The sequence below is a fragment of the Nocardia sp. NPDC049149 genome (assembly GCF_043197455.1).
In the GTDB taxonomy this organism is placed as follows: domain Bacteria; phylum Actinomycetota; class Actinomycetes; order Mycobacteriales; family Mycobacteriaceae; genus Nocardia.
In genome coordinates, this window is record NZ_JBICTD010000010.1 from 286072 (window position 1) to 307417 (window position 21346).

Sequence of the window (21346 nt, forward strand, 5' to 3'; positions counted from 1 at the left end):
CGCCGGTGGCCCCGGCTGGCGGGACCACCGGCGGGTGGTGGGTCAGGAGCCCGAGGTCGAGGCCGCGCCGCGCGATCCGGCGATGCGGCTGCGGGCGCGTGCCCCGGCTGCTCGGATGACGGTGCCCAGGCGGCGGCCTGCTGCTGCGAAACGATTCATTCTCTTGTCCTCCTTTCACAGAGTGGTTTCGGGCATGAGAAAGCCCCGGCAGAGACTCTGCCGGGGCTTACGGTCTGAATTTCGGTTACTGGTTGTCGAGTTCGATACCGAGGATCCGAGCGACTTTCTCGCCATCGAGGTATTTGTCGCCGAGTTCGATCAGCTCGGCTTTGCGGAGGAATTCGTCTTTCTGTTCGCGGGAGCGGAAGCAGATCGCGATCCAGAATTCTGAGTCGTTCATGGCCGCGAATTTCTCGGCCCATTGTTTGCTCGCTCCGGACAATCCTTTGCCGAGGGCGTTGAGTTCGGCCTTTACGTCGGCTTCTAGATCGCCGGTCGAAGAGTCGCGGACCTCGGCGAGCGGATCGGGGTGGGGTTGGCGTCTCAGCGCGTCGGCGATGTCCTCACGCGAGGCTTTGACTTTCGATTTCCCAGCTTTGAGGATGGTGAGAACTTCTTCAGGGAGCGGCATGCATGACCTCCGCGCGAAAGATTTCCAGATCGGCGAGTGGGAACCATGTCAGGATCGTCTGATAGTCGTCGGGATAGTGAGTGCGCAGCGGACCGAGGTAGTCGTAGCGGATGCCGTCGATGGAGCGTTTGAACATCCGGTAGTCCGGGCCGAGTTCGAGCCCGGCAGTCTTGATACGGGCCCAGACCTCGCGGGTTTCCCAGTCCCACAGCGGGGACTGGCGGCGGGTGCGGTGTTTGACCGCTCCCCAGCGTTTGATCGCGAGCATGCGGGTCGCGGAGTCGGCGGCGCGCACGCCATCGAGGATCCAGGTGTCGGAAGTGGCGAATGCCTCGCGCATGAGTTCGTCCCATTCCTCTCGGGTGGGCACCCACAGGTCGGCGGCCTCGATGATCGCGCACCGCTCCGGTGGTTGAAATACCAGGTTGGACAGCATCCGCCAGAACGCGTCGGCGGGTAGGTCGATGATGCGGGTACCGAAGTACTGCTCGTAGCGGTCGAGGTCGGTGCGGATGAATTTCAGGCCGGGGACGATGGACTTGTGGATGGGGATCACCTCGATCTCGCGTGCGGCGAGCTCGAGCCAGACCGCGACGGAGTCCTTGCCGCGGGAGAAGTTGAGGATCACCGGTTTACCGGCTTCGGCCAGCCCGTCTAGGAGCTGGGTGGAGGTGGGGTATCCGGGCAGGCTGATCATCGGCAGCTCCCGGTCGCGGGCCATTCAGGTACCCGGCCGACATAGGGGAAATTCGGGGGTGAATTCATGGGCAATCCTCACTGTGCAACCTTCACTGTGCAGCCCCTTTGGGTAGGGCTCAGAGGGCAGGTTAGAGGGCACCCAAACAGCCCCAGCACAGCCCCACAGCAAGCCTTGAGAGCCATTCTCAGAGCCCAGAATGCCCTTGGGGCAATGGTGGGTCATTTGAGTGCCCCCAGGGCTCCACATGGCCATTGTGAAGCCATTTGCAGCTGATTTGAATTCAGGGCTTGCATTACTGCAATTACTATGGTTACTTGGGGCTTGGAAGTGCTTTCACAGGCTCCATTCACCACTGGGTACCTGCCCCTGGCTTATGGCAGGGTCGCCCCAACAATCAGCCTATTGGTACGGCTCACACATATCGTTTTCTGGGTGAATTCGGCATCTCTGGTGACAGCGGAGCTATGCCACATTACGGGGGAAGTCGCACGCAGCTTTACCCACTCGCGTGACCTCCACATGTCGTTTGACAACTCCACAGTGTGAACCAGGCAGACAGGGCAGATGGTCTGGAGTCTGTTGTGTCGCAAGGGCGTCCTGGGCTCACCAGCTGAAAGACTGGTGATCACATGGAAGACTTCGATGCTGATATCGACAAAGCCGCGTTGCGGAAATTGATTCGTATCGCGATCGACGAGTACACACTAGGGCGACCACTTCAACCCCACGAATTCCCGGAAGCATTCGCCCACGTCGAACGGCGACTGCGCCAAATACTCCCGGTGTGGAACAAGGTGTCAGCTGACCCGAAATCCGGCCGATAGCTCCTACTCGCATCGTGCTGGTGAGCCTCGGAAGCTCTTGCACCACAACATGACCCACTGACCTTATGTTCTGTCTCTTCATCCTGTCTGCGGCGCAGCGCCGCAGACATCCAAATGGAAGAGATTTCATGACCACTCGCAAAAACACCCGCACGCGCACCACCGGCACGCGCAAGGCCACGCCGACCAAAGCCCAGCCTGCCAAGGCTGAGCCGAAGAAGGCCGCCCCAGCACCGGAGCCGGAGCAGAAACAGCAGAAGCCGTTCTGCGGCACGTGCGGATCCCGGACCGCGCCGGAGGAGAACGACCCGTTTTTGGGATCGGCTCTGCTCTACGACGATTCGGGCTACGCGAACCTCATGGGTGCGATGTTCCTGTGTGGCTGGCAGTCACAGACCTTGCAAAAGGTGGTTGCTGGCCGCCCTGCTGTCATCGTCGTCGGGACTCCCGTCGACACCGAGGGCACGGCACTGACGAATCGCAAGATCGTCACCGCCACATGGCAGTACTTCGCCGCCGACGGATGGGTGCAGTTCGCTGCACTCAGTGGCTACAGCCGCCCGGACGGTAGCGGATTCCAGACCCGTACCGCCGAGCAGCTGACCGAGTACGTCGGTCGCAACACGGCTGACTGGGTGCTCGCCCCGATCGAAGACGAGGGCGAGCAGAAGGCCAAACCCAAGGCAGCGGGAACCCGAGGTGCTGGCAAGACCCGCGCGAAAGCGCAGGCCGAGCCGACACCGGCGGAGGGCACCGAGGACACGCCGGACACGGCCGCCCCGGAACCCACTATCGATCCGGAATCCAAAGGGCTGCCCGCAGGTTCGACACCACCGCAAGACGATCCGGCACCTGACGCTGATCAGGAGCCGGACCCCGACGTGGAGGGTACCGATCCCGGCGACAGCGAACCCGTCATCGAGGACGCTGCCGCAGGAGTGGAGGAAGAAGTGATCGACGAAGGCGCGGCCGCCTAGAAATCCGGCCCTGCCGGTCGAAGGCCCGGTTCGAGACAGTACCTACCTGCCTCGAACCGGGCCTGTTTCATCCAATCAGCTCCGGGAGAGGAACACCATGGAATCCGAGCAGGATTCGACAGCCACCGAGAAAGTCATGCGGCGGGTGCGAGGGCTTTTCGCCAAGGCCGAGGGCACCGACAACTCCGATGAGGCCGACACGTTCCGGGCGAAAGCCTATGAGCTGCTGGCCAAGCACAACCTCGACGAGATGCGAGTACGTGCCTCCGGCCAGCAGAGCGCGAGCTCAGCCCGTGACAATCAGATCGTCATCGTGCGATTCGACATTCCGCTGCGTTACCGCAACGAGCGCATCATGCTGCTCGTATCGGTCGCTGGTGCCTTGCGCAACCGTGGCGTCGACTGCGGGGACGGGGTGCAACGGATCATCGGTGTGCGCCGCAACGTGGAACGAGCACGGTTTCTGTACAGCTTGCTGACTCCGCAGATGCTTTCTGCGACAAGCAAGTACGTACCCGATGACCCGTTCGACCACGCTGCGGTCGTTCGTGAACGCCAGTCGTTCATGAACGGCTTCGCCGACATGGTCTACCTGCGGCTCTGCGAAGCAGAAGCCAACGCAGTCCGCGAAGCCGGTGACGCTGTGGCGGTTGTCGTCAAAGAAGACGTGGATCGTACCAACGCCGCGTTCGTCAAGAAATGGCCGAACACGAGGAAAACGTCTCTCGCGCACGGCCATAGCGGCGCGGGATTCGAGGCGGGACTCCGCAGCGGCAACGCCGCCGATGTCGGTCATACCCGCCTCGGCGGGGGCCGCAAAGCCCTCGGCTCATAACCAGCCAGCACCGGCCACCGCCCACACCGGGTGGTGGCCGGAGCTGTTCGGATCACAACGGAAGTGTGGCGATGAAACGCAAACCTCCACGGCCCATTTTGAACCGCTGCAGCATCACTGTGCTGCCTGCCACCTCCACGCTGCCCGCGGCATGGAGAGCCCGGGTCGGTGTGCATGACAGCAGGGGCCGGTCCGACCGTATATGGACTGTGAGCCCCAGCCCTGATTACGCCATCGAGGCCATGCTCGAACTGCTCATAGATCTCGGCGTGACAGACAGGCTCGCTGACAAGGTATTCGAGCAGTTGTACCGGCAGCTGGATCAGACATCGCAACAGCAGTGACCTTGCTGTTGCGAATCAGCCTGCGGCACAACACCGCAGGTGCACAAGGAAAGGATGGAGTACGCAGTGAGTGAGGAACCTATGACCGATTGTGACAGCGCACCTGGCAACTACTGCTCTGGATGGATCATTCGAGAGCTGTACGTGGACAAGACGTTGCGGTACGCCGAGCTGTTGACCGCGATGTCGATCGCCGGGTGGGAGTTCGAGGTCAGCCAGCTCGTCGTGGACGACAGCCCGCGGGTCATCATGCGGGGTGTCCCGGTCACCGAATATGGACGGCCGCGCCTGGAACAGCGCGAGATCTGCGCGGTGTGGGAATACCACTCCGGAGCGTGGCAAGTCGGCGGCTTCGGCACCGGCTCTCAGGCGATCGGCGGTGGACTGTTCCTCCAGGCCACCACCGACGAGCTCGTTGACATGGTCGCCGACGCTCCGGCGAGCTGGGCGCACACATCCCATTGATCCTCATCGACCAAGCCGGAACGGAGCGCCGACCTCGCTAGCACGGGTCGGCGCTCTGTGCCGTACCACGGTCGATCACCGGTACACCGTGAAAATACCTGCGGCAGTTCGCCGTAGGCGCTTCTGAACATGAAATGGAGTAGGAATGAGTGAACAACGCACCGGCTGCCGGGAAAGCATCGAGCTGAGCTGCGCCCGTTGTGGGCATATCGTGTCCTGTGATGGTCATGACCACACCTCGATCATCACCGAGCTGATGGTCAACGACAGCCTCGGCTTCAGCGACCTGCTTTCGGCGCTGGTCGTCTCAAGCTGGGAGATCAGGATCACCCCTCGTCTCGCCGAGGGGCAAACCCATGTATTCCTGGTGGGCACTCCGGTCGATCGGCACGGGTTCCGACGCTTCAGCAGGAACGAAGTGCTCGCCGCGTAGAGACGCCGACCGGATGGATGGACCCACAGGGAAGCCCTGACCGGCTACTGGCCCACCAACGGTTTAGAGTTCGAATCTCTGAACCCCAGTGAGCTCGTCGACTACGTGTCCAACAACCCTGCAAGCTGGGTACGCGTGGCACGCTGAGCTGCACACCCGTCTGATACGAGAGCGCCGACCCCGCTAGCACGGGTCGGCGCTCTCGCTGTCTCTACAGCTTCTATCGGGGGAATCCGTTCGCCGTGATGAGCAGCGCGAATCCCCACGAGGTCAACCACGCCGTCCGCCCCGCCGGCACAGCGGCCGCTTCGGCCCGCAACGCCGTAACCATCGCCTGCTCGAACCCCGTCCGGGGATGCAATAACAGCACCTCGTGCACCCAGGCAGAGTCGAACTCCGACAGGCGGAAACCGAAGGTATCCAGCAGTGTCCCGGCGGCGACGAACCCGGCAGGGTCCGACAGATCGGCACCCACTCCGAAGCTCATGTGCCCGGCGATACCCGCTGCGAGGACTTCCGCACGCTCGGCACTCTCCCCCGCCGCCACCGCGATCTCAATCGCGCGTCGAGCACCGCTGACTGCGAAACAGCATCCTGGGCTGGGATGTTCGAGTGTGATGCCGTGCAGAAGACATGACACGTAGACGAGTTCGTCGTCGTAGTCCGCGCCATCCACCGCCGCGAGCACGCGGGCGAACCAGTAACTGCGATAGGCGTGTTCGAGCATCGGCGGTGAGAGCACCGCCCGCGCCTGCTGTTCGGCCCGCCGGACGAGGGCGGTGTCAGGTAGTCGAGCGTCTGCGAGTTCGAGTTGGGCTGGCCCGTGGTGGCCGGTGCGTGCCCGGATCACGTCTACGACCAGATCCGGCATCATGGCCAGCATCACCCACATCAGCTGAAGGCGCTGCGCGGTAGTCAGATTCCCGCACGTTTTCTGCGCCCACGTCCAGTCGAGCCCAGCTGGAGCGGCCATCCGCGCCTCCTCAGAGATTGCAGGCCAGCTCGCAGGCTCGCACAAACTCACCACGCGAACTGTCCGGAGTGCCGGACCCTCCGGCAAGTAAATGCCGCCCGCGGGATCGGGCGACGAATTTCGACTCCTGCTGCCCCGCAGCAGGTTCCACGCACCCTTCGGGTGTGTGGGCCGGGTCCCGGCCAGCTAGCACCTGGCCGGGCCTCGGTTCTCGTTTCACCGAACATCTACGGGAGACACAGCAATGAGTGACCCATGCATCGTGGGCAGGCTCGGCGGCGAGAAGGCCACCGGCGTCTATATCCACATCGATGGCACCCCGGCAGCGATGCTGCCCCGCCTCGGGCAACTGCTAGCCCGCGACGGAACCGAAACCGTCCTGACCACCCTCGCACGCCGACACTACGGATGGGCCTACCTGTGGCCCGAACTCGACGAAGGTGATGCCGAAACCAACCTCGACCTGCCGCTCTACAAGGGCACGGTGATCCCCGGATACGGGTTCTCCTACACCATCGGGCCACTCGTGCACCGGTTCACCCTCGACAAGGCCCGCACCCATCCACTGATCGGCTGGGCGTACTTTATCGACGCGGCGGGCGGGGACATCCACTGGTGGGACACCCGCCCCGGAGCTCCGGACACCGCGCACGTCGCCACTGTGTGGGGGCGGGCGTGACCGGAAAGCCCTTGCCGGGCGGGGTGTGGCGGCGTGACCGGATCACCGGCGGGTGGCGGTACTGGGTCACCGAGTATCGCCGCTACAGCGAACCAGATGCGTTCCGCAGCAACCTCATTGCCGCGATCAAGTCGATGATCTGGTATCCACCATCGGGGAACGAGATTCCGATGTGGCCGGGACTCGGCCTGCAGGAGATCTGCCGTCAGCGCGAACTGAAGATGGTCGCGGGCCTGGGAGTCAGTTCAACACCACTGGAATACCCCGAAGACCCCTACATCGCCGACTATCTCGAGCGGGGCCACGAGCCGATCTGGGCAACCTACTCCCTGCTGGGGATCAAGCAGTTGATCCACGGGGGTTGGCAGATCTCCTACTTCCTCGATCGAGGAACCGAGATCGGCGGTATCGCACTAGATTTCGTGCACGAAGCCAGACCCGATCGTTTGAGCGGGAAGTGTGCGCTCAACCGGCACAACGAATGCAGCGGCTGGGCCTGGACACGGCGGTGGCTGATCCCCCAGCGGACGCCTTGCGTGTGTGTTTGCGGGTGCGGTTCACCCCGGCGGGGCGGCGGAGAGCGACCCGATGCGGCCGAGGAAGTCGAGGATCTGAAGCCAGATGACCAGGTGGGGACCGTAACTCATGAGGAACCTCCGAATGAGAAGTAGCTGAATGCAGGAACGACAGAACCCCCGAGACCTATCAAGGGGGCGATAGAGGTCCTCGGGGGTTCTGTTGTGAAAACGCCAGCGGTGGAAGGGGGTTGGGCACACTACTGGCGCGAACTTGACGCTAGCTGTCCACAATCAGTCGGCGCAATAGCTCGGATTGGCTCGAGGTCACGATCCTCGACGCAGGCGGGGATCGATGCCTCCTGGCATTCCGAGCCTCAGGGGTTGGTCCGAGATACCCCACCTATCAGGGTCGCAGTGAGTCAGATTCGGTCCGCATGCTCGGTCTTGTCATGGCCACACGTCCAGCATTCTTATCAGGGCTGTCGCGCCTTCAGAGCGGGAATCTCCGCGATCTTGTGGGCAGGAAGCGACTCCCAGATCAAACCATCCGGCCGCTGTGGAGCAGTGCATTCGATCACTTCGTCCGGAGTGACAATCAGGTCCACTCCGAAATCGTGGCTGTCCTGTGGCAATTCACCATCAACTACTTGGAGTGGATGAACCGTTGTCACAATAAGTGTTTCAGGTTTTATCAGGCCGTATTCTTGCAAGATCGCGATCTCGATATCCGAGTAACCCGCCCCCTTGCCCAGCCGTACACCACTTCGGCTGACCGCGACGCTACCCAGCACGACCATATCGACCGGAGGCATATCATCTACCTCTACGGTAGAAGCGATTTCAGCGGCGACTTCTTTTTTGGCCGCCTCCGTAGGCGGGATCGTCAGGACTGCTGGGTCGAGAACGTAGAATGGCTTTGCCGCCGCGAGGCGTGGAACGGCCATGTAGACCAGCTTGCTCGCGTCCAATGCGTGAGCTCGAACAGGTAGTTGGGCTGTGTCGGGGACAGTCACGATGACGTGGGCCGCCATCCACTGTGGTAGGCCAGCAAGCCGGTCAGCAGCGAGGGCGGCACCGATGAACGCAGGAATCCTCCGCGGTGCACCCGTCGGCACCGCGTGCTCGTGTTCGAGTAGTGTCCAGATCTTTTCGCGGACTTCCTGCTTCTGCTGATCTACACTCACCGATTCGTCCTCAGCTCGTTGCCATCAATGTCAATACTCGGTCGTAAACTTCCTGCACCGGAGCCATATCCCGTGAGGGTCGCAGTTCACGACATGCATCAAATACGATATTGAGACCGCCGCCGCCCCTAGTGTTCTCGACGACGTCGATTGCCCGGTTCAGTGCATCGATACAGCCGTCGATGTCGCCTTGCCGTACATAAGCCAGGCTGAGATTCCCAAGAATTATCGCCTCTGCTTTGGTCTTGTTCCTGGCCTCTTCCGCGACGCCCTCAAGTATTTCTTGCGCCCGTTTAGCCTTGCCGAGGAACAGGTAGCACGATCCAGCCAGTTGCCCACGTTGAGTAGGCGAGAACAGGGTGCGTGCTGGCTCGTCGGGCTCGATCCGGTCGAGGTAAGTATCGGCGGTACTCAGCGCCCGCTCGCACTCGGTCAATTGCCCAAGCATGGCGTGTGCTTCGGCCTGATGCAGCATGGCGACCCCTGCGAGCGCCTTGCTCGACCGCGACGCCGTTTCGACCGTTTGGGTAGTGATCGCGAGACCGACGACAGGGTCTTTCTGTCCATAGAGCGCCACATAGCTTTGTCGCAGCAGCGCCCGTCCCTCCGCGACCCGGTCATTGAGCTGGCGGGCGGCGTCAACGGCCTGACCGAGATAGTGATTCGCGTTGACGTTATCTCGGCGCTGAGATGCATCCCATACGAGTCGACTCATGCAGGTTGAGCCCTCTGCCTCGGCAGCGAGCAGTTCACGGCGGACCAGTTCCGGCATGGCCGCGGCGCGCAGGATCTCGATCTGGCCCAGACATCGGCCCGCCTCTGCCAACAACGAGGTCGACGGCTCGTAGCTGTAGTTGTCATCGACTGCTCTGATCCTAGTTCGAAGCCGCCCCACGGCCGCCATGTCGATTGTCACGACTGGCTCACTTGCCACAGGAAGCACGTAGCCCGTTTCGATCCCTTCACTTGGCCGCCGATACCAGGATTCCTGCGGTCGCGATTCGGCCACCGCCGTCCAAAATCTTTGGGTCTGGTCCTCATTCAGTGCAGCCAGCTGCGTGTCCAGGTCATGCGCCGACTTCCCTCGCACAGGCCGCGCTGCAGTTGCCTGCTGCCATTTCCGGATAGTGACAGGCTGGTAGCCGAGCCGTTCGGCGAACTCTTCCTGCGTCACCCGCAGGGCGACGCGCCACAGAGCTCTAACCTCAACCCCGGTCCAGTTGGTAACGATCATTGCCGCCCCATCCCGCGCCTGCAATCAGCTATAGCGGAAGCGTAGCGGTTACGTGCGGTTCTGTGTCTGGGAACGAACTCGCTGGTCGGCGACGCTCGATACAAGCACCCGATGGCGGGTTGACCTTCCCCGTGACTCGCATCGAACTGCCGGTCGACCGGCGTCCTCGCTGTCGGGTGTACCCAACGACATCGAACACGGCAGGGGTGATTGCGGTGGGATTCGACTGGTGGCGAGAAGCTGCACCGGACGGCGCGTCCGTGCAAGAGATCGTGGATCGCATACAGGCGAAGTGGAGAGCCGAGCGGCAACGTATCGAAGCAGACGCGTCGGAGCCGGAGAGCGATCGGACACGCGATGGCGCTGACTGAGCCGCAAGCGAAGGTGCTCGGTGCGCTGTCCACGCTCGGCCCTTGGACGAGGTTCACGGTTCGCGAGTTGGTCACGGCAACAGGATTACCGACCGACCGCACGCGCGCAGTTCTGCTCCGACTGACCTACGACGGACTCGTGCGCCGCTCGGGCAAGACTCCCGCCGACTACTGGATTTCGCGCACTGGACGCGCCGTCATCGCTTCCCCGACATACCGGGAGTACCGGACACGCCGGGATACGGCCACCGTGCCGCGCTCCAAACACTAGTCCAGCCGATAGTCCCAAGGAGATATCCACCTTGCCGAATCAGACACCGGTGCACGGGATCCTGCTGCTCGGAGGCAGCGGGAGCCGCCTGCGCCCTGCGTATACCGGCAACAAGCACCTCATCCCGATCGGCGGCCGCCCAATGGCCGAATACGGGCTGGAGTTGTTGCGCCGCTGCGAGATCGAGTCCGTGACCGCTGTAGTCAGACCCGAAGACTCGACGTACTTTCAGCGGTTATTCACACGGACGGCGCCACAAATACCGATCACCTATGTCGTCCAGCCGGATCCACTGGGCACTGCCGACGCCCTGCAACGATGCGCCCGCAGCGTTGAGCACCCTTTCGTTGCGACGTTGTGGGGTGACAACCTATTCGAGGTTGCCCCACGATCGACCGTGCGCCGGTTCCTCGCAGACCCCGCTCCAGCCATGATCACCGTGGCCGAATCCACTGCCCCACAGCACTTCAGCGTCGTCGCCGTGCAGAGCGGTCGGGTTACCGACATCATCGACAAGCCCGCCAAGCCCACCGCGAACACGGTCTGCGCCGGCCTCATGCTCTTCGATACCGACGTCTTGTTCCGGTCCTTATGCGAAGTGCGCCAGAACGCACGCGGTGAGCGTGAAGCAATGGACGCGGTCCGCCGGATCATGCACGCAGGCCAATTGACGTTCGACCACCTGAACGGCCGCTGGTTCGACGCGGCGGTGGCCCCCGCCTTTCTGCGAGAGGCCGAGCTGTTCGCGCTCCGCCGAGGTTTCAACCATTCCATGCCCGAGCACGAGGAGACACCGTCATGTACCTCAACCACCCGACCGCGCCCATTCGGATCAACCTCGACACAACCAGGCGTTGCCAGCTGAGTTGCTGGTACTGCCACTCGTCGTCCGGGCCTGAGTACCGCGGTCCAGAGATTGACCCTGCCGTGATTCCTGATCTGCTCGAAACAGCGGACCAGCTAAGGACTTTCGAAATCACCGTTACCGGCGGCGAGCCGACCATGTGGCCGGGTCTGGTCCCGCTGCTTGAGCAGTCCGCGCGTCTGGAATTCGCGAGCCTGCTGTTGATCACCAACGCCATGGCGACACCGCCGCGAGTCTTGCGGGCGATGGAGTCGGCCAACCTGTCACGGATCTGCGTGAGCCTCGACGGCATCGGCGAAGTTCATGACCGCAACCGCGGTGGCGGAGCATATGAGCGGGTGCTTCGCGGTATCCGCGAACTGCGCAAGGTCAATGACAACCTCGCGGTCATCTCGGTAGTCGATTCGACCAACCACACCCGTTGGCCCGAGCTGACACGGCTCCTCGCCGAGGAAGGTGTCGCGGCCCACCACCTGACACCTGTCTGCACCGCAGGTCACGCCCTCAGCAACTATCGCGGGCTCAGTGCACAGCAGTTCGCCCAAGTGCACGCCTTGGTCGAGCAGGTCGTCGAGGAGGTTCCTGAGGTCGCTTTGCTGTTCAACGATGAACTCGTCCACCCACTGACGTCTCGGACGATGGGCATTCACCAGTTCACCGAGAACTGGAAAGGCTGGCACCGCATCGTGCGACCGGACGGCGACGTGCGCACCCAGATTCGCGCGTGGGGGCGGACCTGGCGCACCGACGAGAGCATCGGAAACCTCAACAGTGCTCCGCTGTCCCACATCCTTCGTGCACCGGCACAACAGGTTTCGGCGTTCACCCGCACTGAGGAAGTCGCCAGAAAGTTCCGCATCGGCGCCGACGCACCGCTGATCTTGACCGACATCCACGACGTCGGCGCCGTGGAGCGCGGTGCCCGCGCTGCACCAGTACCAGATTTAGCTGGTGACATCCCGGTGCCGTCCGCCTTGGGGGTCGACGTCGACGAACTCGGCCACACGGTCCGGCGATGCCCCAGTCGCTATCGGCTTCGCGAGGACGAGGACGGTTTCGCGTTGCTGTTCAACACGCACAGTCACCAAGTGCATGTGCTCGGCGACGACGACTACTGCTATCTCGCACCGGATTTGACCGAGGTCCTGACATGAGAGTTCTGGTCACCGGCGGCCTGGGATTCGTCGGCGTGCACCTCGTTGACCAGCTGCTGTGCATGCGTCAGATCACCTTGATAACCGTGCTCGACAACTGTCGCCACACCGCCGCACCGCAAGCACTCCCGAAGTCCCAACGCGTCCAGTTCGTACAAGGCAACGTGCTCGATTCCGACCTGGTCACCCACCTGGTCACCGATTGCGAGGCGGTCGTGCACCTTGCCGCCGAAACATTCGTCGATGCGTCGATCGCCGACGACGAGCTGTTCGTCGAAACCAATGTCACCGGCACCGCGGTCCTACTACGGGCGCTACGGACACTCGGCAAGCGGCGACTGCTCCACGTCTCTACCGATGAGGTATTCGGAGAAGCAACCAACGAACCCTTCACCGAATCGACGCCGTACCGACCCCGAAACCCCTATGCGGCAACGAAAGCCGCCGCCGATCACCTCGTGCACGCCTATTCCGTCACCCACGGCGTGGACGCGGTGATCTGCCACTGCTCGAACCTCTACGGACGCTGGCAATACCCCGAAAAGCTGATACCGGTCACCGTCATGCGGTTGCTGCGTGGTGAACCCGCTCTCATCTACGGCACCGGCCGCCAGTCCCGGACCTGGCTGCACGTGGTCGATGCCGCTGCTGGTCTAATTGCCGCACTCGCGAGCGGTACTGGTGGCGAGTCGTATCTGATCGGCGGCGACCGAGAGCTGACGACGCTCGACGTTGTCGGGCGAATCGCCGAGCAGCTGGAAGTACCTGCCGCTGAGGCGGTCTCGTTCGTCGATGATCGACCCGGCCATGACTACCGATATACAACCAACAACGACAAGGCGCGCCGCGAACTCGGATGGGTTCCGGCGATCGAATTCGAAACCGGCCTCAAAGACACGGTGGACTGGATGATCGAACACCCAGGATGGTGGAAGCGATGAAGGACAAGCAGCAGTTCCGCGACATCTATATGGATGGGAGCGTGCTGGAGACCAAGATTGATTTCCACGCCCGCTACAGCAGCATTCCGATCGACCTGCCCGCGGCCATCGTGACCCGTTGCGGGATCCCTAACGACATCGACCTACTCGACATCGGTTGCGGCACCGGGCATCTGATCGAACACTTCGCATGCCTCGGGCACGCGGGCCGCCTCTTCGGCCTGGACTTGGTTCGACCGTTGATCGCCGACACCCCCGGTAAGCGGTACGCCGCAGGCGACGCCGAGTACCTGCCATTTCCCGACGACAGCTTCGATGTCATCACCTGTGTGCACACGCTGGGCCACATCGCCGACCTCGCCACGGCAATGGGTGAGGCCCGACGAGTACTTCACAAACCAGGCACCTACATCGCGACCGCGAACTCATTGCACGCCTACCCACACACCGCCGACTATCGCCAGCGGATACACCACGACTTCGGTTGGGGTCTGCCAGGATTCACGACTTCTCGTGTCAACGCGGAAAACCTCGAGCAGACCCTCACACCGTACTGGGAATCGGTGCGTGTCGACTTCCTCGACGGCGAATTGCGGATACCGGTCGATGAGTACCCAACCTACTTCGCCGCGCACATCCCCACCTGGGACCACACACCCACCACGGTCGAACAAGCCAAGATCTTCCAGCAGGTCACCCAGTGGGCGCGAGAAGACCAACACGACGGCTACGTCATCGAATCCAAGCGAGTCGCTGTAGCTGTCGCCTCGATGACCGCTGCGTGACTAGCGACCGCGCGCCAGCGCGGTCCTTGCCACCGACACCGCACCACGCACAACCAGACCCGCCGCCACCAGCGGCGTGAATACGATCCACGGTGACTTGCGGTTGTAGTCGATATAGAACCGCAAGGCGCTGCGATGATGGTTGCGGACCTTCCGGAACGGCGCGTGCCGAGTGCTACCGCCCTCACGATGCCGGATTTCGACCGTCGGATCGAGCACCACCCGGTACCCGGCGCGATGCATGTCCAGGGCGATCTTGGTTTCCTCGAAATACATGAAGTACCGCTCGTCGTACCCACCGACAGCGTCAAAAGCTGTGCGGCGGAACAACATGCAGCATCCAGAAATCCAGTCCACATCGCTCACCGACGTCACCGGATTGCCGAAGTACGCACGAGTCGCCCGGTTCGAAGGCCACACCGACCCGAGTACCGCATGCGCGATACCGATGCCGATCGACGGGAACCGACGCCCCGTCGGGTAGGGCGTGCCGTCGAGTCGAGACACCCTCGGCCCGATCAGGCCGATCCGTTCATCGGATCGCGCTGTCTCCACAAGCGCCGCGATAGCCCCCGAATCCAGCCGCGTGTCCGGGTTCGCGATCAACAGCCACTCGGTATCCAGCTCGGCGGCACCTTGGTTGATCGCACGGGTGAGCCCGACGTTTTCCCGGTTACGCACTACTCGCGCACCGAACTGCTCCAGGATCTCCACGCTCTCGTCGGTGGACGCATTGTCGACGCCAACTACCTCGAGAGCTAGCGGCTCGACAGCGGCGGGCAACGATTCCAGAAAGGGAGGCAGATCCTCGGCACTTCCGTAGGTAACCAGGACAAGGCCGACGGACTTCTCATCGCGGCGAGGCATGCCGGGGAACATATCATCGCAGCCACATCGCCGCGTCTTGATCCTGTCAGACGTCATCCCTCAACCACGCCCCGACGCGGTCAACTACAGCCGCTACGCGACCACCAGTAGCGGCCGGATCGTCGTGCGCCATCATCAAGCCGTGCACGCGCTGTCGCGTGCCATGGCCGATGCGTGGATCATTGCGCCGGACCCGGCGGCGTTGGCTACGGTGAAGCGGCGCGCGTGGGTACGGATCACCGGCCGGACTGTTAGCGCGCCGCAAACAGACCCGAGGAACACTTCCTCGCGCACAAGCGGGAAATCCACGATCACCTACTCGCGATGAAAGTGCAGGTCAGATGAAACTCCTGGTTACTGGGGGCGCAGGCTTCGTCGGTGCCACCGTCACGCGGATGCTGCTCGACGCCGGGCATGAGGTCGTCGTCATCGACGATCTCTCCCGCAACGACGACCGGCAAATCCCCGGCGGCGCGAAGTTCATCCAGCTGCGCGTCCACGACGTGGCGGAAGTTCTCACCCCTGGGGCCGGGTTCGACGCAGTACTGCACTTCGCGGGCCTCATCGCTGCGGGCGAGTCGATGCACCACCCCGAATGGCACTGGGACAACAACACCCGCGCTTCGCTGGCGCTGCTGGATGCGATGCGCGCCGCCGAGGTTGACAAACTCGTGTTCTCCTCCACCGCTGCCGTTTACGGCGAACCCACCGAGCTGCCGCTCGTAGAGACCTCACCGACCAACCCGGTCAACACCTACGGCGACACCAAACTCGCCATCGACCGGGCCATCACGACCTTCACCCGCGCGTTCCCGTTCGGAGCGATCTCATTGCGCTACTTCAACGTTGCCGGTGCACACGACTGCGGCGACGGCACGATGATCGGCGAACGCCACGATCCCGAAACCCACCTGATCCCGCTCGCCCTGGATGCCGCAAGCGGCAAAGCCGACAAGTTCTCCCTGTTCGGCGACGACTACCCCACACCCGACGGAACCTGTGTACGGGATTACATCCACATCACCGACCTCGCCCGCGCACACCTCCTCGCACTCGAAGCAATCCGGCCCGGCGAGCACAAGATCTACAACCTTGGCAACGGCATCGGGTTCTCGAACCTCCAAGTGATCCAAGCAATTCGAGAAGTCACCGGCGTACCGTTCGAACTGGAGAACGCACCCCGGCGACCAGGCGACCCCGCCACGCTGTACGCCTCCTCAGAGCGAGCACAGCGTGAACTGGGATGGACACCGGAGAAGCCAGACATCGCCGACATCGTCCAAGACGCCTGGCGATTCCATCAACAGCCACGCTGAGCTGCGTGAAGGCAGCACCGCTGTCGCCAATGTCGCAACCATTACCGAACTCGGCACTAACGCGCCGACCTCGGCTGGCACACGATCAAGGAGACATTGTGACCAACATCCCGAACACGCTGCGCAGCAAAGACATTGCTGTCGTAGACGTCGAAGGAAATGGTCAGACACCGCCAGAAATCATCGAGATCGCCATCCTCGCAGTCTCCGGCGAGATAGCCAGCATCAACAACATGCGATCATGGCTGATCAAACCTCAGCAGCCGATCACCCAGATCTTCACCCGCAAGGTCCACGGCATCAAGAACTCCGACGTCGAGGGCAGCCCATCGTGGGCCGAGATCGCACCTGACATCGACGGCGCTCTGGCCGAACGAACTCTTGTCGCGCACAACGCGGCAGTCGAGCAACGCGTTCTCGCCTCACACCTGCCATCCTGGAATCCGCCGATGGTCCTGGACACCCTGCGCCTGGCAGAAGCTGTGTGGCCCGGTCTTTCCAGCTACAGCCTCGACAAGCTCATCGAACACGCGAAGCTAGACACCTCAGCGGTCACCGAGCAGGGATACCACCGTGCTGGCTTCGACGCATGGGCAGCCTGGCAACTGCTCTGCAAGCTCGTCGATGACAGCGGCCTGGATTGGGCTGCGCTGGTCAGCGCTGCGGCACCGAAAGAGTTCGTACCCAAGGCCGAGCCTGAGAACGGTCTGTGGTGAAAGCCGTAGCCATCGCTGCCTGCATTCACAGGCCCTGCTCAGCGCTGACGGGCGAGGTCGGTCCGCAGCACCGAAACCGCGCCACGAAGCTTTGAACAGTGGTGGGACGTATCCAGTGGCAGACTGATACACACTGGATTGCCCTCGAAGACAGCCCATTTCGAAATAGCGGTAGCGACAGTGAATCCGCCGCCTGCAATCAGATCTGCGGGTAGCGTCAGCTCATGGACGCGCTGATAGTGGCGGAGTACGCGGCCTGGGGCGGGGCGGCCTCCATCGCGGCAGCCGGCTTCGAACTCTGGGACTTCACCCGCAAGAAACAACGATGGCCCTGGCACAACAAGAAAGACAACAAGAAGACCAAGGCCACCAGCCCGTCACTAGGCTTCTGGCTATGCAGCAACATCGTGCTGCGAGTGGCCCTCGCCACGCTGTTCGTGGGGCTCCAGGCCGGCGCCGCGTGGATATCGAACATCGGCGCGGCGATAGTCATCGGCGCGGGAAGCACTTTCGCGTTCACCGGTGTTGCAGCTAGAAGAGACGTAGGGTATGTCGAGGTAGAGAAGCCGGATGATGCAAGCACGCAATCACCGCCTTACCCGCCAGTACCGAAACCTCAGCGGCAAAACACGCAACCAGCGGCTTCCCCTGCGTCACAGGAGGAGTCGTGACCACCATTCTCCGTACCTGGCGGCATCCGCTCGGTCGGGCACTCGACCGTCCCGCGACGTTATTCGACCGGATCGCCGCCGCAATATCGAACCGGCCGCTGCCAGTCCATGCTCGCCACGGCCGCCAAGCCCGAAGCGATGACTCCAATGCTCTAGTTGAGCCGTCGGACGACATCGGCGATGAACTCACACAGGGCGATGAAGTATCATCGGAAGTTCCCGTATCGAACAATCAGAACAACGAACAAGAAGCCCCGACCTCTAAGAACGATCCAGATAGCGCGCCCTCCCCTGCATCAATCGAGCGGGTGCCGCAGGACTTGGTCGACCTGAGAGGCGCGAACCTAACTGGCATGCTCCTTGCTGGCGAGCTTCTTCGGCGCAGAGACCTGACCGACGCGGACCTCTCCCGCGCGGACCTCTCCCGCGCGAACCTCTCCCGTACGAGCCTCATCCGCGCGCGTCTGGTCCACACGGGCCTGGACTTCGCGAACCTGACCGACGCGAACCTGACCGACGCGAACCTGACCGACGCGAACCTGACCGACGCGAACCTGACCGACGCGGACCTCACCAACGCGAACCTCACCCACGCGAACCTCACCCACGCGAACCTGACCCACGTGGACCTGACCCACGCGCGCCTGACCGGCGCGGACCTGACCCACGCGAACCTCACCGATGCGAACCTCACCCGCACGAACCTCACCGACGCGGACCTGACCGGCGCGGACCTGACCCGTGCGGACCTCACCAGCGCGCTGCTCCTGCGAGTAAACTTCCGGGGCGCGAAGCTCGGCCAAGCGCGGCTGCCGGATCTGACCCGCTTCGAACGGGTCCTGTGGGATCGGAGTACTGATTGGGCTTCCCGCCAAAGTGAGGTTCTCGATCGGTCCGTGGAGGTTGCGCCAGGACAGTACGAACTCAACCCTGACACCGGCAACGTCCGCTCAACCGACCTGCAGCACGTCAAGCTCTGATAGACGGGCCACCGCTTCAGACGGTTTCCACAGGTGAGACTCGATCAAAACGGCCCAGCTGTAGTGGCAGAAGTCCTATTACGGGCAAACCTCCCTGGCAAAGGCCCAATTTCGCTGGCAAAGACACCACGCACGAGCCGGATTCATAAACGGTGGTGATGCTGTCAGCATTCGTGAACATCGACCTCCTCAGTGAGCATGCCCGTCCGTGTTGGTGAACAAGTGCCGTCGCACATGACGGGCAAAGCCAGGCCTGGGCTACTCGAGGACACCAGAGGGAAGCTGGCATCCCAGTGCGGCGGCGAGGAGCCGGTAGTGGGTGGGTGCCCAGCTGGTGCGGCAGGATTGGCAGATGCAGCCGTCTGCGGTGATCTGGAGCGCGGCTTGGCGGACGTATTCACCGGAGGTGTCGGGCCGGTGCACGGTGCGGATCTGGCAGGCCGGGCAGGCCGCGACCAGCTCCCACCGGTGCACCGGTTCGAGCAGTACCTTTCCCACTTCGGCCCAACGCCACAGACGGGCGGTCCACTCGCCCACGAGCTCGTGATACTCCGGCGCCCAGGAGGTTGAGGCGAGGAGGTTGAGGCGGCGCACGGTCTCGGGCTGTCCGTTGTCGTGGCCTGCGTCGGGGTGCCAGGCGGCGACGGTGGTGTCGATCTCGGCGAGCCAGTCGAGTCCTTCGACCCAGGCTGGAGGCAGGCTGCGTGGCCGCAGGGTTCCGCCACCGCCTTGGCGGGCGGCCAGTTCCGCGCGGACCTCGTCGTAAACCGATTCGCTGTAACCGCTGCGGGTTTCGCCGTCGGTGTCGGTGTGGCTTCGCAGCCGGTGTCCGATCAGTGCGTGGACCGCGTCGTCGAGCTCAGTGGACACGACAGTTCGTGGGGTTGTGCTGGTCATGGGCGTGAATCTGGTTGTGTCACAGCGACGATCACCATCTCTCTACCATAGCGTGCATTGGTAGATATTGCAGTGGCGTGCCTGTGGCGAACCGGTCGATGTCAGCAGGCGCAGTTGATTTGTCCAGCGGCGCACACCAATTGGTTGAACTGCTGATGGGAGGCGTGACCTACCAGGCCGGAGAGCAGGCTGATTGCTTGTTGTTCGTCGCAGTGGAAGAACAGCAACCGCGCCTGCTCGTAGGGCAACCCGAGCAGCTCTTGCGCGAGCATGGGAACCGAGCGGCGTTTGCCACGGTAGATGACGATCTCGTGGCATTGGGTCCATTCGGCGCCCGCGAGGGTGACGACCCATCCGGCGACACTGTGAGCGACACCTTCAGCACGCGCGTCGATCCAGACTCGATGGTCATGCAGGTGTGGTTTCGCGCGCAGGGTTCGAAGCACAGCATGGGCAAGCGACAGATTTAGCACGGCAGGCACAGCAACCTCCGGACTGGTAACAAAGCAACCTCCAACCGGCCGAGGCGATTTCGGCCCGTATCCATCGACTCGGCGGCCGTCCCGGCACGGCACGGCGAGTCGAGCTTGCGGGTGATGGGTTTTCGAGGAGCGAGGTTGACCAGAGGCGAGGGGGTCTTACCCCGAACAGAAGATCATAAACGTGAGATCCACTATGGAAAAGACCTTTCCGATTATTCGGTTGATGTGGCATGCGAGAGCCGGACCAGCACCGCTACCGCGTCTGAATCGTGGGTCAGCAGTACACGTTTGGCTTCGACCTGCACGACCACCCATCCCCCACTGGTCCCGCGTAGCCGCAGCTGACCGCAGGCGGGCCCACCGTCCAGGCCGCGGACCATCGCCCGAGCGACAGGGATGTCCTTAGAGTGCAAAGCCGGGTCGCGGTCGGGGTCGCCGGTGAGTTCCCAGGCAATGCCGGGCATTTCGGCGCCGAGCCAGCGGTGAGCGATGAGCGTTTTGGGATCGACCAGGGCGTGGTAGACGCCGGGCACATCGAGTTCGGCTTCCAACACGGCTTGAGAGAACAGAGGTGGCACTGGCGGCGCCGGCTCGTCTCGGCCCGCGCTGACGTCGATGCTCAGGCCGCTGACGAACCGCTGCCCATCGAGAGTGGTTCCGCGGGCACAGAAGTTGACCTCCCGGGCTATTCCGTCGTCGCGCACGATAGGCCACGTGTCTTGGTAGACGGTGGTTTCGTCGGCGTGCAGGGCCAGCGCGAGTGCGTTGCCTTCGTCCTCGGCGAAGGTCATGTGGCGTAGCGCGGTCATGCGAGTGATCTCGGTGCGTCGGCGCTCGGGCGCGACTGCGTAGATGTCATAGATCTCGTCGGTGAACAGGGCGGTCATCTTGTCGAGATTCCAGTCCCAGGCACCCGAGCGTGGCGGCTGCGGAATCTCGATCTCGGTGTGCCCGACCCAGATCCGAATCCCGTAGATGCGGTCGGTCGCGTTGACGATCGGCTCGGCGATGAGGTGCTCGCCACGAGTGCGCGAGACTTCTTCGTATCGCTGCCCGCTGCGGCGGACCTTGTTGGTCAGGCGCCGGGTCGCTTTGAGCGTCTCGTTGCGCAGTACTTTCTGAAGTGGTAGCAGGCGCACCGGTTTTCGCCCGATGGCCATGACGGTCGGCTCTTCGTGGACGCATTCGATCAACAGCCATTCCCCCAGCATCTAGCCCACGCTAATAGGAAAC

Annotated in this window: 27 protein-coding genes; 19 read left to right on the plus strand and 8 right to left on the minus strand. The window is 62.7% G+C overall.

Annotated features, from left to right (window positions below; all coding sequences use genetic code 11):
• Nucleotides 1-244: 244 nt before the first annotated feature.
• Entirely contained in the window at nucleotides 245-631 is a 387-nt protein-coding gene (locus ACGFNJ_RS34710) for a hypothetical protein (RefSeq protein WP_393458211.1), read from the minus strand.
• On the minus strand, nucleotides 618-1352 hold the full coding sequence (locus ACGFNJ_RS34715) for a hypothetical protein (protein WP_393458214.1): 735 nt from the start codon (nucleotides 1350-1352) through the stop codon (nucleotides 618-620). The genes ACGFNJ_RS34710 and ACGFNJ_RS34715 overlap by 14 nt, the downstream gene beginning before the upstream one ends.
• Nucleotides 1353-1960: 608 nt before the next feature.
• On the opposite strand from ACGFNJ_RS34715, the gene ACGFNJ_RS34720 reads away from it, so the two are divergent.
• The 6 genes from ACGFNJ_RS34720 (at nucleotide 1961) to ACGFNJ_RS34745 (ending at nucleotide 5209) form a co-directional block, all read left to right on the plus strand.
• The gene (locus ACGFNJ_RS34720; RefSeq protein ID WP_393458217.1) at nucleotides 1961-2155 is read left to right on the plus strand and encodes a hypothetical protein; all 195 of its coding nucleotides are present in this window, start codon (nucleotides 1961-1963) and stop codon (nucleotides 2153-2155) included.
• Between the two features lie 128 nt (nucleotides 2156-2283).
• Nucleotides 2284-3132, plus strand: a complete 849-nt coding sequence (locus ACGFNJ_RS34725; protein WP_393458220.1) for a hypothetical protein — start codon at nucleotides 2284-2286, stop codon at nucleotides 3130-3132.
• Between the two features lie 97 nt (nucleotides 3133-3229).
• Nucleotides 3230-3967: a DUF2786 domain-containing protein gene (locus ACGFNJ_RS34730; protein ID WP_393458223.1), complete on the plus strand. Its 738-nt coding sequence runs from the start codon at nucleotides 3230-3232 to the stop codon at nucleotides 3965-3967.
• 209 nt (nucleotides 3968-4176) lie between these two features.
• The gene (locus tag ACGFNJ_RS34735) at nucleotides 4177-4311 is read left to right on the plus strand and encodes a hypothetical protein (RefSeq protein ID WP_393458226.1); all 135 of its coding nucleotides are present in this window, start codon (nucleotides 4177-4179) and stop codon (nucleotides 4309-4311) included.
• 66 nt (nucleotides 4312-4377) lie between these two features.
• Nucleotides 4378-4776: a hypothetical protein gene (locus ACGFNJ_RS34740; RefSeq protein WP_393458229.1), complete on the plus strand. Its 399-nt coding sequence runs from the start codon at nucleotides 4378-4380 to the stop codon at nucleotides 4774-4776.
• A 145-nt stretch (nucleotides 4777-4921) separates the two neighbouring features.
• Nucleotides 4922-5209, plus strand: a complete 288-nt coding sequence (locus tag ACGFNJ_RS34745; protein WP_393458232.1) for a hypothetical protein — start codon at nucleotides 4922-4924, stop codon at nucleotides 5207-5209.
• A 220-nt stretch (nucleotides 5210-5429) separates the two neighbouring features.
• Here the strand turns inward: ACGFNJ_RS34745 and ACGFNJ_RS34750 are convergent, their stop codons facing one another.
• The gene (locus ACGFNJ_RS34750; RefSeq protein WP_393458234.1) at nucleotides 5430-6182 is read right to left on the minus strand and encodes a phosphohydrolase; all 753 of its coding nucleotides are present in this window, start codon (nucleotides 6180-6182) and stop codon (nucleotides 5430-5432) included.
• Between the two features lie 244 nt (nucleotides 6183-6426).
• Between ACGFNJ_RS34750 and ACGFNJ_RS34755 the strand changes: the two genes are divergently transcribed.
• Both ACGFNJ_RS34755 and ACGFNJ_RS34760 read left to right on the plus strand, forming a co-directional pair.
• Nucleotides 6427-6861: a hypothetical protein gene (locus tag ACGFNJ_RS34755; RefSeq protein ID WP_393458237.1), complete on the plus strand. Its 435-nt coding sequence runs from the start codon at nucleotides 6427-6429 to the stop codon at nucleotides 6859-6861.
• A gap of 11 nt (nucleotides 6862-6872) precedes the next feature.
• A complete protein-coding gene (locus tag ACGFNJ_RS34760) occupies nucleotides 6873-7532 on the plus strand; it encodes a hypothetical protein (protein ID WP_393458240.1) in 660 nt (219 codons plus the stop codon).
• A 320-nt stretch (nucleotides 7533-7852) separates the two neighbouring features.
• On the opposite strand, the gene ACGFNJ_RS34765 is transcribed toward ACGFNJ_RS34760, so the two are convergent.
• Complete coding sequence (locus ACGFNJ_RS34765; protein WP_393458243.1) at nucleotides 7853-8563, minus strand: 5-formyltetrahydrofolate cyclo-ligase; 711 nt, start codon at nucleotides 8561-8563, stop codon at nucleotides 7853-7855.
• Nucleotides 8564-8573: 10 nt separating this feature from the next.
• Nucleotides 8574-9797 (minus strand): hypothetical protein, encoded by a 1224-nt coding sequence (locus ACGFNJ_RS34770; protein ID WP_393458246.1) that lies wholly within the window; start codon nucleotides 9795-9797, stop codon nucleotides 8574-8576.
• Between the two features lie 357 nt (nucleotides 9798-10154).
• On the opposite strand from ACGFNJ_RS34770, the gene ACGFNJ_RS34775 reads away from it, so the two are divergent.
• From ACGFNJ_RS34775 to ACGFNJ_RS34795, 5 genes are read left to right on the plus strand one after another with little or no spacing between them, the layout of a single operon-like run.
• Nucleotides 10155-10439, plus strand: a complete 285-nt coding sequence (locus ACGFNJ_RS34775; protein WP_393458249.1) for a hypothetical protein — start codon at nucleotides 10155-10157, stop codon at nucleotides 10437-10439.
• A 31-nt stretch (nucleotides 10440-10470) separates the two neighbouring features.
• The gene (locus tag ACGFNJ_RS34780) at nucleotides 10471-11304 is read left to right on the plus strand and encodes a sugar phosphate nucleotidyltransferase (RefSeq protein WP_393458252.1); all 834 of its coding nucleotides are present in this window, start codon (nucleotides 10471-10473) and stop codon (nucleotides 11302-11304) included.
• Nucleotides 11238-12458 (plus strand): radical SAM protein, encoded by a 1221-nt coding sequence (locus tag ACGFNJ_RS34785; RefSeq protein WP_393458255.1) that lies wholly within the window; start codon nucleotides 11238-11240, stop codon nucleotides 12456-12458. The genes ACGFNJ_RS34780 and ACGFNJ_RS34785 overlap by 67 nt, the downstream gene beginning before the upstream one ends.
• Nucleotides 12455-13399 carry a dTDP-glucose 4,6-dehydratase gene (locus ACGFNJ_RS34790; protein ID WP_393458258.1) on the plus strand — a complete coding sequence of 315 codons (945 nt, stop codon included), beginning with the start codon at nucleotides 12455-12457 and terminating at the stop codon, nucleotides 13397-13399. The genes ACGFNJ_RS34785 and ACGFNJ_RS34790 overlap by 4 nt, the downstream gene beginning before the upstream one ends.
• Nucleotides 13396-14184, plus strand: coding sequence for a class I SAM-dependent methyltransferase (locus ACGFNJ_RS34795; RefSeq protein ID WP_393458261.1), 789 nt, complete (start codon nucleotides 13396-13398; stop codon nucleotides 14182-14184). The genes ACGFNJ_RS34790 and ACGFNJ_RS34795 overlap by 4 nt, the downstream gene beginning before the upstream one ends.
• On the opposite strand, the gene ACGFNJ_RS34800 is transcribed toward ACGFNJ_RS34795, so the two are convergent.
• Entirely contained in the window at nucleotides 14185-15051 is an 867-nt protein-coding gene (locus tag ACGFNJ_RS34800; protein WP_393458264.1) for a glycosyltransferase family 2 protein, read from the minus strand.
• A 37-nt stretch (nucleotides 15052-15088) separates the two neighbouring features.
• Here ACGFNJ_RS34800 and ACGFNJ_RS34805 point away from each other — a divergent pair, with 37 nt between their 5' ends.
• The 5 genes from ACGFNJ_RS34805 to ACGFNJ_RS34825 all read left to right on the plus strand — a co-directional run bounded on the left by ACGFNJ_RS34805 (nucleotide 15089) and on the right by ACGFNJ_RS34825 (nucleotide 18734).
• Nucleotides 15089-15379 (plus strand): hypothetical protein, encoded by a 291-nt coding sequence (locus ACGFNJ_RS34805; protein ID WP_393458267.1) that lies wholly within the window; start codon nucleotides 15089-15091, stop codon nucleotides 15377-15379.
• A gap of 13 nt (nucleotides 15380-15392) precedes the next feature.
• Complete coding sequence (gene galE, locus ACGFNJ_RS34810; protein WP_393458270.1) at nucleotides 15393-16367, plus strand: UDP-glucose 4-epimerase GalE; 975 nt, start codon at nucleotides 15393-15395, stop codon at nucleotides 16365-16367.
• Between the two features lie 98 nt (nucleotides 16368-16465).
• A complete protein-coding gene (locus ACGFNJ_RS34815; protein WP_393458273.1) occupies nucleotides 16466-17083 on the plus strand; it encodes an exonuclease domain-containing protein in 618 nt (205 codons plus the stop codon).
• 224 nt (nucleotides 17084-17307) lie between these two features.
• Nucleotides 17308-17754 (plus strand): hypothetical protein, encoded by a 447-nt coding sequence (locus ACGFNJ_RS34820; RefSeq protein ID WP_393458275.1) that lies wholly within the window; start codon nucleotides 17308-17310, stop codon nucleotides 17752-17754.
• Nucleotides 17751-18734 (plus strand): pentapeptide repeat-containing protein, encoded by a 984-nt coding sequence (locus ACGFNJ_RS34825; protein ID WP_393458278.1) that lies wholly within the window; start codon nucleotides 17751-17753, stop codon nucleotides 18732-18734. The genes ACGFNJ_RS34820 and ACGFNJ_RS34825 overlap by 4 nt, the downstream gene beginning before the upstream one ends.
• A gap of 258 nt (nucleotides 18735-18992) precedes the next feature.
• Here the strand turns inward: ACGFNJ_RS34825 and ACGFNJ_RS34830 are convergent, their stop codons facing one another.
• Nucleotides 18993-19631, minus strand: a complete 639-nt coding sequence (locus ACGFNJ_RS34830) for a hypothetical protein (protein WP_393458281.1) — start codon at nucleotides 19629-19631, stop codon at nucleotides 18993-18995.
• A gap of 77 nt (nucleotides 19632-19708) precedes the next feature.
• On the opposite strand from ACGFNJ_RS34830, the gene ACGFNJ_RS34835 reads away from it, so the two are divergent.
• A complete protein-coding gene (locus ACGFNJ_RS34835; RefSeq protein ID WP_393458284.1) occupies nucleotides 19709-20101 on the plus strand; it encodes a hypothetical protein in 393 nt (130 codons plus the stop codon).
• 224 nt (nucleotides 20102-20325) lie between these two features.
• Here the strand turns inward: ACGFNJ_RS34835 and ACGFNJ_RS34840 are convergent, their stop codons facing one another.
• Complete coding sequence (locus tag ACGFNJ_RS34840; RefSeq protein WP_393458287.1) at nucleotides 20326-21324, minus strand: GAF domain-containing protein; 999 nt, start codon at nucleotides 21322-21324, stop codon at nucleotides 20326-20328.
• Between the last annotated feature and the right edge of the window lie 22 nt (nucleotides 21325-21346).

What these genes read in the sequence shown, in the direction of transcription:
- ACGFNJ_RS34770 (WP_393458246.1), bottom strand. Translation starts at nt 9,797, where the DNA reads ATGATCGTTACCAACTGGACCGGGGTTGAGGTTAGAGCTCTGTGGCGC.
- ACGFNJ_RS34775 (WP_393458249.1), top strand. Translation starts at nt 10,155, where the DNA reads ATGGCGCTGACTGAGCCGCAAGCGAAGGTGCTCGGTGCGCTGTCCACG.
- ACGFNJ_RS34710 (WP_393458211.1), bottom strand. Translation starts at nt 631, where the DNA reads ATGCCGCTCCCTGAAGAAGTTCTCACCATCCTCAAAGCTGGGAAATCG.
- ACGFNJ_RS34715 (WP_393458214.1), bottom strand. Translation starts at nt 1,352, where the DNA reads ATGGCCCGCGACCGGGAGCTGCCGATGATCAGCCTGCCCGGATACCCC.
- ACGFNJ_RS34785 (WP_393458255.1), top strand. Translation starts at nt 11,238, where the DNA reads ATGTACCTCAACCACCCGACCGCGCCCATTCGGATCAACCTCGACACA.
- galE (WP_393458270.1), top strand. Translation starts at nt 15,393, where the DNA reads ATGAAACTCCTGGTTACTGGGGGCGCAGGCTTCGTCGGTGCCACCGTC.
- ACGFNJ_RS34720 (WP_393458217.1), top strand. Translation starts at nt 1,961, where the DNA reads ATGGAAGACTTCGATGCTGATATCGACAAAGCCGCGTTGCGGAAATTG.
- ACGFNJ_RS34790 (WP_393458258.1), top strand. Translation starts at nt 12,455, where the DNA reads ATGAGAGTTCTGGTCACCGGCGGCCTGGGATTCGTCGGCGTGCACCTC.
- ACGFNJ_RS34755 (WP_393458237.1), top strand. Translation starts at nt 6,427, where the DNA reads ATGAGTGACCCATGCATCGTGGGCAGGCTCGGCGGCGAGAAGGCCACC.
- ACGFNJ_RS34725 (WP_393458220.1), top strand. Translation starts at nt 2,284, where the DNA reads ATGACCACTCGCAAAAACACCCGCACGCGCACCACCGGCACGCGCAAG.
- ACGFNJ_RS34745 (WP_393458232.1), top strand. Translation starts at nt 4,922, where the DNA reads ATGAGTGAACAACGCACCGGCTGCCGGGAAAGCATCGAGCTGAGCTGC.
- ACGFNJ_RS34800 (WP_393458264.1), bottom strand. Translation starts at nt 15,051, where the DNA reads ATGCCTCGCCGCGATGAGAAGTCCGTCGGCCTTGTCCTGGTTACCTAC.
- ACGFNJ_RS34750 (WP_393458234.1), bottom strand. Translation starts at nt 6,182, where the DNA reads ATGGCCGCTCCAGCTGGGCTCGACTGGACGTGGGCGCAGAAAACGTGC.
- ACGFNJ_RS34795 (WP_393458261.1), top strand. Translation starts at nt 13,396, where the DNA reads ATGAAGGACAAGCAGCAGTTCCGCGACATCTATATGGATGGGAGCGTG.
- ACGFNJ_RS34730 (WP_393458223.1), top strand. Translation starts at nt 3,230, where the DNA reads ATGGAATCCGAGCAGGATTCGACAGCCACCGAGAAAGTCATGCGGCGG.
- ACGFNJ_RS34830 (WP_393458281.1), bottom strand. Translation starts at nt 19,631, where the DNA reads ATGACCAGCACAACCCCACGAACTGTCGTGTCCACTGAGCTCGACGAC.
- ACGFNJ_RS34820 (WP_393458275.1), top strand. Translation starts at nt 17,308, where the DNA reads ATGGACGCGCTGATAGTGGCGGAGTACGCGGCCTGGGGCGGGGCGGCC.
- ACGFNJ_RS34840 (WP_393458287.1), bottom strand. Translation starts at nt 21,324, where the DNA reads ATGCTGGGGGAATGGCTGTTGATCGAATGCGTCCACGAAGAGCCGACC.